This window comes from Natronosalvus halobius (assembly GCF_024138145.1).
Lineage (GTDB): Archaea > Halobacteriota > Halobacteria > Halobacteriales > Natrialbaceae > Natronosalvus > Natronosalvus halobius.
Window position 1 is genome coordinate 1,133,586 of the sequence record NZ_CP099997.1, and the last position, 11,676, is coordinate 1,145,261.

The 11,676-nt window shown below is 62.7% G+C and carries 11 protein-coding genes; 8 read left to right on the forward strand and 3 right to left on the reverse strand.

All coding sequences use genetic code 11. The features are described from left to right. The first annotated feature begins 152 nt into the window (after positions 1-152). The 4 genes from NGM15_RS05485 to NGM15_RS05500 are packed head-to-tail and all read left to right on the forward strand — an operon-like array spanning position 153 to position 4,264. On the forward strand, positions 153-1,283 hold the full coding sequence (locus NGM15_RS05485; RefSeq protein WP_253436323.1) for a branched-chain amino acid ABC transporter permease: 1,131 nt from the start codon (positions 153-155) through the stop codon (positions 1,281-1,283). Beyond that, a complete protein-coding gene (locus tag NGM15_RS05490) occupies positions 1,280-2,572 on the forward strand; it encodes a branched-chain amino acid ABC transporter permease (RefSeq protein ID WP_253436326.1) in 1,293 nt (430 codons plus the stop codon). Before NGM15_RS05485 ends, NGM15_RS05490 begins: the two co-directional genes overlap by 4 nt. Then, positions 2,565-3,425 carry an ABC transporter ATP-binding protein gene (locus NGM15_RS05495; RefSeq protein WP_253436329.1) on the forward strand — a complete coding sequence of 287 codons (861 nt, stop codon included), beginning with the start codon at positions 2,565-2,567 and terminating at the stop codon, positions 3,423-3,425. The genes NGM15_RS05490 and NGM15_RS05495 overlap by 8 nt, the downstream gene beginning before the upstream one ends. Further along, positions 3,422-4,264, forward strand: coding sequence for an ABC transporter ATP-binding protein (locus tag NGM15_RS05500; RefSeq protein ID WP_425494470.1), 843 nt, complete (start codon positions 3,422-3,424; stop codon positions 4,262-4,264). Before NGM15_RS05495 ends, NGM15_RS05500 begins: the two co-directional genes overlap by 4 nt. Before the next feature lie 199 nt (positions 4,265-4,463). On the opposite strand, the gene NGM15_RS05505 is transcribed toward NGM15_RS05500, so the two are convergent. Then, positions 4,464-5,762 (reverse strand): ABC transporter substrate-binding protein, encoded by a 1,299-nt coding sequence (locus NGM15_RS05505; RefSeq protein WP_253436332.1) that lies wholly within the window; start codon positions 5,760-5,762, stop codon positions 4,464-4,466. A 290-nt stretch (positions 5,763-6,052) separates the two neighbouring features. Between NGM15_RS05505 and NGM15_RS05510 the strand changes: the two genes are divergently transcribed. From NGM15_RS05510 to NGM15_RS05525, 4 genes are all read left to right on the forward strand, one after another. After that, positions 6,053-7,597: an acyl-CoA carboxylase subunit beta gene (locus tag NGM15_RS05510; RefSeq protein ID WP_253438265.1), complete on the forward strand. Its 1,545-nt coding sequence runs from the start codon at positions 6,053-6,055 to the stop codon at positions 7,595-7,597. Beyond that, entirely contained in the window at positions 7,597-7,974 is a 378-nt protein-coding gene (locus NGM15_RS05515) for a DUF8022 family protein (RefSeq protein ID WP_253436335.1), read from the forward strand. The genes NGM15_RS05510 and NGM15_RS05515 overlap by 1 nt, the downstream gene beginning before the upstream one ends. A gap of 389 nt (positions 7,975-8,363) precedes the next feature. Then, entirely contained in the window at positions 8,364-10,205 is a 1,842-nt protein-coding gene (locus NGM15_RS05520) for an acetyl-CoA carboxylase biotin carboxylase subunit (protein ID WP_253436338.1), read from the forward strand. After that, positions 10,206-10,424 carry a hypothetical protein gene (locus tag NGM15_RS05525; protein ID WP_253436341.1) on the forward strand — a complete coding sequence of 73 codons (219 nt, stop codon included), beginning with the start codon at positions 10,206-10,208 and terminating at the stop codon, positions 10,422-10,424. A gap of 187 nt (positions 10,425-10,611) precedes the next feature. Here the strand turns inward: NGM15_RS05525 and NGM15_RS05530 are convergent, their stop codons facing one another. Together NGM15_RS05530 and NGM15_RS05535 are read right to left on the reverse strand one after the other, a co-directional pair. Then, positions 10,612-11,124 carry a DUF7529 family protein gene (locus tag NGM15_RS05530; protein WP_253436344.1) on the reverse strand — a complete coding sequence of 171 codons (513 nt, stop codon included), beginning with the start codon at positions 11,122-11,124 and terminating at the stop codon, positions 10,612-10,614. Between the two features lie 123 nt (positions 11,125-11,247). Beyond that, positions 11,248-11,649: a DUF7555 family protein gene (locus NGM15_RS05535; RefSeq protein WP_253436347.1), complete on the reverse strand. Its 402-nt coding sequence runs from the start codon at positions 11,647-11,649 to the stop codon at positions 11,248-11,250. Positions 11,650-11,676 lie beyond the last annotated feature (27 nt).

An 11,676-nucleotide genomic window follows, 5' to 3' on the forward strand; every position in this document is an offset into this window, starting at 1 on the left:
GAGCGCGCCCGAACCGTGTATGGCGTTCGCGGTTTACGCCTTTCAACCGGGTAAACAGTTCGCCAACCCGACACTGTCTCGTGATATCGACCGCCACAAGACCGAAGAGTTATTTATACCCGCACTCGCTTGGTTACTTGATAGCTTCACACATGGGAGGTTCAGAATCAATTACTTGGGGAGCCCGTATACGGGAGCAACCGCTTCTGTTCGTGGCGATTATTGCGGGGGTGTTACTGGCACTCGACCTGATCGCCCGTCTTGCAGGGATCGAGATTCCGTTGACCGGCAGCCGAACGTTCGGTGGGACGCTCACGTTCGGTCGGTTCAGAGGTCTCATCTGGAACGGAATTGTGGTCGGCCTCATTTTCGGGCTCGCCGGTATCGGACTCTCGATGACGTACAGCATTCTCAACTTCGCGAACTTCTCTCACGGTGACCTGGTGACCACTGGTGCGTTCACCGGCTGGGGGGCAGCGCTGCTGGTCGCTGGGTGGGGTACGGCAGATACGGGGTATCTGTTGCTGGTCCGATCGGGGAGCGGAGAGAACGTCAACGAGATCGGCGCCTCCATCGTGGAAGCGCCGCTCGGTATCTTACTCGGTGTCGCCGTCGCCGCGGTCGCCACCGTGATCGTCGCCGTCGCGATCGACCGACTCGTCTACAAGCCGATGCGCGGACGGGGCGGCATTTCGCTGTTGATCGCCAGCATCGGAGCCGCGCTCGCGCTTCGCTACGTGATCCAGCTCGTCTACGACGGAACTAACCGCGGTGTCACGTCGACTCGGGACGTCGACGCGGAAATTCTCAGCCTCTCGGTCGACCTTCACGAGGCGTCGCTGGTCATCGTCGCCGTCGGGTTGATGCTCGGGATGCACCTCATGCTCCAGCGGACGAAACTCGGCAAGGCGATGCGCGCGATGGCAGACAACAAGGACCTCGCGCTCGTCACGGGGATTCCGACCGAGCGCGTAGTCACGGCGACCTGGGTCATCGGCGGGGCACTCGCCGGCATTTCCGGCTACCTGTACGTCCTCGAGCGCGGGACGATCGAGTTCAACCTCGGCTGGTTCCTCCTGCTGTTCATCTTCGCCGCGGTCATTCTCGGCGGGATCGGTTCCATCTACGGCGCCATCGCCGGTGGCTTCGTCATCGGCTTCGTTCACGAGGTGTCGCTCATCTGGATTCCCTCGGACTTCAACGCCGCCGCGGCGTTCGTCATCATGATCCTTGTCCTGCTCTACCGTCCGCAGGGCATCTTCGGCGGGGTGACGACCGCATGAGCGTCGAACAAGAAAGCGGCGGATCGTCCGGCGCCGACGAGCCGACCGACGTTCGGGGCGTGTTGGCCCGGGAGGTGGCAGCGACTGACTTCCGGCTCGTCCTGCTCACGCTCCTCGGCGTATATGCGCTGTTTGCCATCTTTACGCTCATCTCGGGTGACGGTATGGGAGCGCTCAAATCCCGGTACACACGGTTGTCGTTCCTGTTCGCCGCCTACGCCGTGCTGGCACTGGCCCTCAACCTCCAGTGGGGGTACACTGGCCTGTTCAACATCGGCGTCGCCGGGTTCATGGCCGTTGGCGTCTACACCATGTCAGTGGTGTCGACGCCGCCTGACGCGATTTCTGGCCAGGGACTGGGCCTCCCGCTTCCGATCGGCATCATTGCGGGCATGATCGTCGCCGCGCTCGTCGGCCTCATCGCCGCGGTTCCGGCGCTTCGGCTACGCGCTGACTACCTCGCAATCGTAACCCTCGGCCTATCCGAGATTATCCGGCTCACGGCCAACTCAAAGAATCTCTCGGACTGGACGGTGGCGACCTTCGGGTTCGGAACCGGCGGCGGCAGCGGGACGGACCTTCCCGCCCGCCCCACCGATGGCCTGGTCGAGACCTACTACGCGGCCAACAACACGCTGGCTCAACGCGCCGCCTGGGTTCTCGTGATGGCCGTGTTCGTCGTCGCCATCTACTGGCTCCTGGCCCGGGTGGGGAACTCCCCGTTCGGACGGGTCCTCAAGGCGATTCGCGAGGACGAACTCGTCGCACAGTCACTCGGCAAGGACACCCGCTGGTTCAAGATCAAGGTGTTCATGCTCGGGTGTGCCCTGATGGGACTCGGCGGTATCCTCTGGCAGGGCTCCCAGAGCTACGTCAGTCCGGACTCCTTCCGACCCATCGTCACCTTCTACGTGTTCATTGCCGTCATCATCGGCGGGTCGGGATCGAACACTGGTAGCGTCATCGGATCGATCCTCTTCGTCGGACTCCTGTTCGAGGGGCCACGAACCCTCGGCAACATCGTCTCGAGCGCAGTCGACCTCGGAGTGCCACCGGGGACGTTCGCCGGCGCGGTCGAACCGCTTGCCGTCTTCAACTTCGCTCCGCTCCTGGCGTTCCTGGTCGACAACATTTCGTCGTTCCGATTTATCCTGCTCGGCGTCGTACTCATCGTCATCATGCAACAGCGTCCAGAAGGGATGCTCGGCCACCGAACCGAATCGGCGGCTGCAGTTGGACTCGACCGCGACACCCGTGCCGGGACCACGGGGGGTGACCACGATGAGTGATACAACCAGTACCGACGCGGACGACGCGGCTCGAGCCGCGGGGACGGAGGCGACGGCCGGGGACCAGTCCGAACCGGCAACCGACGTCCCGCTCCGGATCGAGAACCTTCGAAAGACCTTCGGCGGCATCGTCGCCGTCGACGACGCGACCTTCGAGGTCGAAGCCGGATCGCTCACCGGGCTCATCGGGCCGAACGGGGCCGGCAAATCGACGACGTTCAATTGCATCGCTGGCGCGCACACGCCCGACTCGGGGACGGTCAGCTTCCAGGGCGAGGACATCACGGGCCTCCGCCCCGACCAGGTCGCCAACAAGGGCCTCGTCAGAACGTTCCAGATCGCTCGCGAACTCGAGGAGATGACCGTCCTGGAGAACCTCATGCTCGCCCCACAGGGGCAACTCGGCGAATCGCTGTGGCGGTCGGTGACGCCGGGCGTCCGCGGAGAGGTCGTCGAACAGGAAATCGAGATCCGTGACCGGGTCTGGGAGATGCTCGACTTCTTCGAAATCGATCACATCGCTCACACGCAGGCGGGAACGCTCTCGGGCGGCCAGCGAAAACTCCTCGAGATGGCCCGGGCGTTGATGACCGATCCGGATATGCTATTGCTCGACGAACCGCTCGCGGGCGTCAACCCGACGCTTGAGGAGAAACTGCTCGATCGGGTTCACGAACTCCGAGAGCAGGGGTACACGTTCCTGCTCGTCGAGCACGACATGGACGTCATCATGGAGAACTGCGAACACGTGATCGTGATGCACCAGGGATCGGTGCTGGCCGAAGGCGAACCGGCAGCGGTCCAGAGCAACGAACGGGTTATCCAGGCGTACCTGGGGGAGATGGACGTATGAGCGCCGATCAGCCAGAGTCACAGACACAGACGGCCGAAACCGAGACGAACCGATCGACCGAACCGAGCGCGGACGGTGATAGCGGTAGCAACGGGGTCTCCGCACTCCGGGACCCGCTGGCGACAGTCCCCGAGAAGACGATCCTCTCCGTTCGGGACCTCGACGCTGGCTACGGCGACCTCCAGATCCTGACCGACGTCGACCTTGACGTCGGCGAGGGGGAGTACGTCACCATCGTCGGCCCGAACGGTGCCGGTAAGTCGACGCTCATGAAGTCGGTATTCGGCCTGACGGCGTACATGGGCGGGTCGATCACCTTCCAGGACGAGGAGATTCACCCCCTCGCCCCCGAAGAGATTATCCACAAGGGCATCAGCTACGTCCCCCAGAACGGGAACATCTTCGGCACGCTCACCGTCGAGGAGAACCTCGAGATGGGCGCGTACATCCTCGACTCGGTGCCCGAGGATCGACTCGAGGCCGTCTACGAACGGTTCCCGGTGCTTCGGGAGCGTCGCGAGCAGAAAGCCGGGACGATGTCCGGCGGACAGCGCCAGATGGTCGCAATGGGGCGAGCCCTGATGCTCGATCCAGATCTGCTGTTGCTCGACGAGCCGTCGGCCGGGCTTGCTCCGGACCTCGTCCAGGACATGTTCGACCGGATCGATCGGATCAACGACGACGGGACGGCAATCCTGATGGTCGAACAGAACGCCAAGACTGCTCTCAGACACTGTGACCGGGGCTACGTGCTCGCACAGGGCGAAAACAGTTACACCGACACCGGGGATCGATTGCTGGCCGACGACGAGGTGCGTCAGCAGTTCCTCGGCGGGTAATCGGTTCCCGGCAATCGACGAATTACTCCTTTCGGCGTTTCGTGGGATTACTCTTTCTCGAAGGCGGATTCAGTATCGTGGTTTCTCGGAGGCGGATCCAGTATCGTGATTTCTCGAACGTGCATATCGAAATCGCAATAGCCGCTACTCGAGTCGGAGCATCGACAAACGTCAAAAAATCGACTGCGTCCGATCGACCCTATTCCGCTTCGAAGTCGATCGTGTCCTGAACCTCGATACCGCCACCCTGGTACCGCATGACGTCGTAGGCGACGCTCACCATGTCTCCATTGTCGTCGAAGTCGACGGGGGAGGAGGCGCCAACGTAGTTGATCTCCTCACCGTCGGCAACTGCGGCGGCGGCGTCGGCGAGTTCGCTCGGCCCGTACTCGGTTCCTTCGGGGTTCGCAACCTCGGGAATGGCGTCACGGACCGCCGTGCCGTCGGCCTCGTCACCGCCCGCGGCGATCGTCGCGAGGGTGATGACCGCGGCCGCGTCGTAGGCCTGGGCGTTGAAGACTTCCGGAGCGGAGCCGAACTCCTCTTCGTACTGGTCGGCGAAGAAGTCCGCTCCAGGACCGGCGGCACTCGGTGCGGTACCCCAGACGTCTTCCATTTCGTTCCCGACTTCGCCCGGTAGTTCCGAATCGATGAGGCCGTCGGGGACGATGATGGAGCCGTCCCAGTCATCCGCGTAGTCGCTGTAGTAATCGCGGAAGAGCGTAATGCCGGACTGTGGGAAGCCGACGACCATCAGCACGTCCGGCTCGTCGGCGAGGGCGTCACCGAGCTGTGAACTGTACGTGGACTGTTCGGCCTCGAACGAGACGCGGTTCGTCACCTCGCCGCCCTCCTCCTCGAACGCATTGACGTACGAATTTTCGAGTGCCTGCCCGTAGTCGTCGTTCAGATACAGGGTCGCAGTCGAAGTTCCCTCCAGGTCCTCCGAGACGACCTGGGCCATGACGGGGCCCTGGAGTGCGTCACTCGGACACGTCCGGAAGATGAAGCCGTCGTCCTCGAGGTCCGTGACCGCCGGTGCGGTCGACGAGGGCGACATGCCGACGACCTGGTTCGGGATGAAGACCTGACGAGTCACCTGCAGGTTGACGTTCGAGGCGGCCGGGCCAACGACCGCGGGCATCCCGCTGTCGACGAGGTTCTGTGCCGACGACTGGCCGGCGGAGGGATCCGTTTCCGTGTCGCCCGTCTGGACGTCGAAGTCGAGGGAGCCACTGAGCTGGCGTTCGACCAGCAACGCCCCGTCACGCATCGTCCCACCGAGACTGCCGAGGTCGCCCGTCTCGGGCATCAAGACCCCGTATCGAACGGTTCCATCGTAGTCGACTTCAGCGCCACCGTTGCCGTTGCCATTTCCATTGCCGTTGCCGTTCCCACCATTGCCGTCTCCCTGTCCGTCGAGACAGCCAGCAATGCCGAGTGCACCTGCTGCACCGATACCGGTTAGCACCTTTCGTCGTGGTAGCTTCTGTACCATGCTTCTTGATATCGCGGGGGATACAAAGACTTTATGCGTGAAATTGATCACGTTCCGATATATCACGGGGTTTCGACGAAAATAGGGCTTCCTCCCGACGATCACCGGCGGTAAATTCATGATAGACGTGGAATTGGCGGTGTTCCGATCGGTGAAGTTGTTTGGTGACACACCGAGAGGTACGGCGCCAATCGGCGACACAACCCGCAAGGGACCATCCCAGAACGCTTTTTGTGCCCCTGGTCGTTCCCTCGGGCAATGAGCGGCCACGGGTGGAACGACCGATGACGATGGAAGAGCGTATCGAGGAACTCGAGTCCATGCGCGAGGAAGCGCTGCTCGGGGGCGGTGAAGAGCGAATCGAACGCCAGCACGAGAAGGGAAAGATGACCGCGCGAGAGCGCATCGAGTACTTCCTCGACGACGACACCTTCACCGAGTTCGACCAGCTCCGAACCCACGAGGAGCGCAACTTCGGGATGGAAGAGCGCAAGGTCCTCGGCGACGGCGTCGTCACCGGCTACGGCGAGGTCGACGGACGGAACGTCTTCGTCTTCGCCCACGACTTTACCGTCTTCGGTGGTTCTCTGGGCGAAGTCTTCGCCGAGAAGGTGACGAAGGTGATGGACATGGCGATGGAGGTCGGTGCCCCCATCGTCGGCCTGAACGACTCTGCGGGCGCCCGCATCCAGGAGGGCGTCAAGAGTCTCGCCGGATTCACCGAAATCTTCCGCCGGAACCAGCAAGCCAGCGGCGTCATCCCCCAGATTTCCTCGATCATGGGGCCGTGTGCCGGGGGCGCGGTCTACTCTCCCTCGATCACGGACTTCATCTTCATGGTCGAGGACTCGAGCCACATGTACATCACCGGGCCCGGCGTCACGAAGACCGTCACCGGCGAGGACGTCACCCACGAGGAACTCGGCGGGGCGCTCACGCACGCGAACAAGACGGGCGTCGCCCAGTTCGCCTGTGAATCCGAAGAGCAGGCCCTGGATGACATCCGGCGACTGCTCTCGTACCTCCCGCAGAACAACGTCGAGGACCCCCCGCGGGTGGAGCCGTGGGACGACCCCGACCGTCGGGACGAGGCCCTCGAGTCCATCGTCCCCGACAGTCCCCAGAAGCCCTACGACATGACCGACGTCATCGAGACGGTGATGGACGAGGGCTCGTTCTTCGAGGTGGCCGAGAACTACGCGAAAAATATCGTCGTCGGCTTCTCACGACTCGACGGTCGGTCGGTCGGCGTCGTCGCGAACCAGCCGCGGGTCAACGCCGGCACGCTCACCGTCGACGCCTCGATGAAGGCGTCCCGGTTCGTCCGCTTCTGCGATTCGTTCAACATCCCCATCGTGACCTTCGTCGACGTGCCCGGCTACATGCCCGGGACCGACCAGGAACACCGCGGGATCATCCGCCACGGAGCAAAACTGCTCTATGCGTTCTCGGAGGCATCCGTTCCTCTCCTGACGGTCATCACCCGCAAAGCCTACGGCGGCGCCTACTGCGTGATGGCCTCGAAGAACCTCGGCGCGGACATCAACTACGCCTGGCCGACGGCCGAAATTGCTGTCATGGGGCCGAAGGGCGCGGTCAACATCCTTTACCGCAAGGAACTCGCCGAGGCCGACGACCCGGACGCCCTGCGCGAGGAACTCATCGAAGAGTACCGCGAGGAGTTCGCCAATCCCTACACCGCCACCGACAAGGGCTTCCTGGACGACGTGATCCGTCCGACCGAAACCCGCCCACGGCTGATCCGGGACCTCGAGATGCTCGAGACTAAACGCGAAGACACGCCCGACAAGAAACACGGGAACATCCCCCTGTGATGACGGCGAACGACTCCGAGGCGCTCGAGACGGAGACCGAAACCGAGACCGAGGATGACGAACCGGTCGAGGGAACGGCACTCGATGACGACGCCGACTTCGGCGCTGAACTCGACCTCGGCCTCGAAAAAGACGTCTCGATTACCCTCCCGGCGGACGCCACCAGCGAGGAGGCCGCGGCCATCGTCGCAGCGATCGGCGCCCACCTCCGGGACCTCGAGGCGGCGGCCGCCCAGACCGACGACGAGGAGACCTGGGACGGCAAGCGCTGGTCGTTCGCCGGCCGGATCGACGCCCAGCAGAGCCGAACCGTTCGCGTCCCGACTCGAGCGCCGACGAACCCCTGGGCTGCGGCCGGCCGCACCGGTCGATTCTGAGGCCGTTGCGGGCGTCTCGTGTCTTTCTTCGTTACGTACTCGAGATTGGGGGGGCGTAACGATTCGATCAGTCCCGTCAGGGCGAGGAGTCGTCGTCTACTGTACCGGCCGTCCGAACGTAACCCAGTATCGGTGTGCGTGAATTCTCCGTCGAACGGGCGAATCGATCGTTTGGGCGAATCGATCGTTTCCGACAGCACTCGCGTCGTTCGTCTCGCACAGACAGACGACATTTCGAGCGAAATACTCGTCCCGTGGCGAAAATTCGCACGGTGAACGCTTGGCGTCTGCCACGCCGGGGAGGGGTGTGTTAACACGAATCCGTTTCACCGCTGACTCGTTCCGTTGCGAAAAAGTAAGGTAGGCCCCTTCCGTCGATTCGAACAGGAATGTTCAGGAAGGTTCTGGTCGCGAACCGCGGCGAGATCGCGGTACGAGTCATGCGGGCCTGTGAGGAATTGAACGTTGGGACCGTCGCCGTCTACTCCGACGCCGACAAACACGGTGGTCACGTCCGCTACGCCGACGAAGCCTACAACGTCGGCCCCGCTCGCGCGGCCGACTCCTACCTCGATCACGAGGCAGTCATCGAGGCCGCGAAAAAGGCCGATGCCGACGCAATCCACCCCGGCTACGGCTTCCTCGCCGAAAACGCCGAGTTCGCCGCCAAAGTCGAGGAAGTAGAGGGAATCACCTGGATCGGCCCCTCGAGCTCGGCCATGGAGAGCCTCGGCGAGAAGACCAAGGCCCGAACGATCATGCACGAGGCCGACGTGCCCATCGTGCCCGGCACCACCGACCCCGTTACCGACCCTGACGAGGTCCGCGCCTTCGGCGACGAACACGGCTACCCGATCGCGATCAAGGCCGAAGGTGGTGGCGGCGGCCGCGGCATGAAGGTCGTCGAGGACGAGAGCGAGGTCGACGACCAACTCGAGAGCGCCCAGCGTGAGGGCGAAGCCTACTTCGGCAACGACTCGGTCTACCTCGAGCGCTACCTCGAAAAGCCCCGCCACATCGAGGTCCAGATCATCGCCGACGAGCACGGCAACGTGCGTCACCTGGGCGAGCGCGACTGTTCACTCCAGCGCCGTCACCAGAAGGTCATCGAAGAAGGCCCATCGCCCGCGCTGTCGGACGAACTGCGCGAACAGATCGGCGAGGCCGCTCGTCGCGGGGTCGCCGCCGCCGACTACACGAACGCCGGTACCGTCGAATTCCTCGTCGAGGAACAACTCGGGCGCGAGAGCGTCCTGGGGGCCGACGCGAACTTCTACTTCCTCGAGGTCAACACCCGCATCCAGGTCGAACACTGTGTGACCGAGGAGATCACCGGCCTCGACATCGTCAAGCGCCAGATCCGGGTCGCCGCAGGCGAGGAACTCGACTTCGAGCAGGACGATGTCGAGATCGACGGCCACGCGATGGAGTTCCGTATCAACGCCGAGAACGCAGCGAAGGACTTCCAACCGGCTTCTGGGGGGACGCTGACGACCTACAACCCACCAGGAGGAATCGGCGTCCGCCTGGACGACGCCCTCAGCCAGGGTGACGAACTCGTCACCGACTACGACTCGATGATCGCCAAACTCATCGTCTGGGGCGAAGACCGCGAGGAGTGTATCGAACGCTCGCTTCGCGCCCTGCGAGAATACGAGATCGAGGGCATCACGACCATCGTCCCGTTCCACCGCCTGATGCTGACCGACGAGATGTTCGTCGAGGGCCGACACACCACGAAGTACCTGGACAACGAACTCGAGCCGTCCAGGATCGAACAGGCCCAGGAACAGTGGGGGAGTGAAGAGTCCACTGGCACTGGCGCCAGCGCGGACGAGACGGTCGTCGAACGCGAGTTTACCGTCGAGGTGAACGGGAAACGCTTCGATGTCAACCTCGAGGATCGCAGCGGCGAAATTCCGCAGGCGGCCAGCAACGGGGGGTCGAGCACCGCCGGCGGACCGCCACAATCAGCCAGCAGTGACGACTCCAGCAGCGACGTCGAGATTCAGGGCGACGGCGAACGCGTCGACGCCGAGATGCAGGGAACCATCCTCGCCGTCGAGGTCGCGGAGGGCGACGAGGTCGCCGCTGGTGACGTCGTCGTCGTCCTGGAAGCGATGAAGATGGAAAACGACATCGTCGCCTCGACGGGCGGAACCGTCTCGCAGGTAGCCGTCGAGGAAGGTCAGAGCGTCGACATGGGCGATACGCTGGTCGTCCTCGAGTAATTGGGAACGGTACTGACGTCGACATCGGCACCGGAAACGGAAACGGAAACGGAAACGGAAACGGAAACGGAAACGGAAACGGAAACGGAAACGGAAACGGAAACGGAAACGGAAACGGAAACGGAAACGGAAACGGAAACGGAAACGGAAACCGACATCGGCATCGATATCGGCACCGACACCGACACCGCTATCGCCACCGACATCGGAACCAACTAACTCGCACATCTCATCCACCCAGTGTCGCACATCTCATCCACCCAGTGGCACACAAAACCAGCACGTACCGATCGGTCATCGTAGGCTCCGACCTGGTCGAACCCGGTTGGACGACCTCGTATACCTCGGAAAACAGTCGTGGGATTTCCCGTCGAAAACCTCTCCAGGACGGAGTAGGGGAATAGGGCTATTGTTTGAGCGAATCCGGGAGCAGCGGTTCGTACTCGTCGTGACGAATCGTACCGAGTACGTCACCGTTGAGTAGTTTGAAATGAGAATATAGCGCTTGTTCGTCGAGAATCGCCGGCATGACCGGCTGGAAGAAGCGTTCTTCGTACGACCCGGCGACGAGAATCGCGATTTTCGCGTCGGGGTCGAGAAGTTCCGTCACCAGGAACGTGACGTTGTTCACCTCGTTCTGGTAGGCCTCGTACGTGGTGAAGGTTCCGCGCTCGAACGCGTCAGTGAACGCGTCGGCGTGGTTGTTCGGAACGACGTAGATGAACCCGAACCGATCGTCGTCGCCCGAATCGCGCGAAATCACCGAGGTATGCACTGTCGGAATCGCGACGGCGTCCCATCCATCGTCGCGGCGTCCCTTGGCCATCGCTTGCATGTCCTCGTTCGTCTGCTTCCAGGCCTGTTTGGTCGCACCTGAGGTCCGACGCATGCCTAAGCTGTCATCCTCGGCCTTAGTCATAGTCCATTTCAGAGGACGAGCCTGTTAATGGTTTCGAGTGTCGAGTGGGGTTCGGGACCGAACCGACGAGCCTCGCCCCCTCTGGAAGGGCAGAATCAGTACCGAACGCGTCTCTCGGTCCGTTCAGGCAACGCCGAACCACGTTTCCATCAGGTACGAGACGGCGAGAACGCAGAGGCTACTCACAAACAGCTTCAGCGGTGAAGACAGTCGTGCGTCCGGTGGCGGCAGTCGAACCCATCGCAGCGGTGGGACGGCACGGACGAACGCCTGGAAAGGTGTCCGATGAGTTCTCCTCTCGACGGCCATCTGGAGGTCCGAGTGCTCCGTCGACTCGTCGGCAGTAGTCGTCGGTGACGACGGCCACAACCGAACGACCGAGTAAGCCATGAGGACGAACCCCAGCAAAAACAGGACGAACTTCCCTCGGACGAACCCGCCACCGGTTCCAATACCGATAGCGAGGGCGACGACCGTAGCGACCGCCGCAACCACGAGTACGTACGTGAGCGTATCGATGACCACTAGACCAGCGAGGCGCGCTCGTGTACC

Bases quoted from the DNA above. Each gene is read 5' to 3' on its own strand.
- NGM15_RS05520 (WP_253436338.1), top strand. From the start codon at position 8,364: ATGTTCAGGAAGGTTCTGGTCGCGAACCGCGGCGAGATCGCGGTACGA.
- NGM15_RS05530 (WP_253436344.1), bottom strand. From the start codon at position 11,124: ATGACTAAGGCCGAGGATGACAGCTTAGGCATGCGTCGGACCTCAGGT.
- NGM15_RS05505 (WP_253436332.1), bottom strand. From the start codon at position 5,762: ATGGTACAGAAGCTACCACGACGAAAGGTGCTAACCGGTATCGGTGCA.
- NGM15_RS05495 (WP_253436329.1), top strand. From the start codon at position 2,565: ATGAGTGATACAACCAGTACCGACGCGGACGACGCGGCTCGAGCCGCG.
- NGM15_RS05500 (WP_425494470.1), top strand. From the start codon at position 3,422: ATGAGCGCCGATCAGCCAGAGTCACAGACACAGACGGCCGAAACCGAG.
- NGM15_RS05510 (WP_253438265.1), top strand. From the start codon at position 6,053: ATGGAAGAGCGTATCGAGGAACTCGAGTCCATGCGCGAGGAAGCGCTG.
- NGM15_RS05515 (WP_253436335.1), top strand. From the start codon at position 7,597: ATGACGGCGAACGACTCCGAGGCGCTCGAGACGGAGACCGAAACCGAG.
- NGM15_RS05485 (WP_253436323.1), top strand. From the start codon at position 153: ATGGGAGGTTCAGAATCAATTACTTGGGGAGCCCGTATACGGGAGCAA.
- NGM15_RS05490 (WP_253436326.1), top strand. From the start codon at position 1,280: ATGAGCGTCGAACAAGAAAGCGGCGGATCGTCCGGCGCCGACGAGCCG.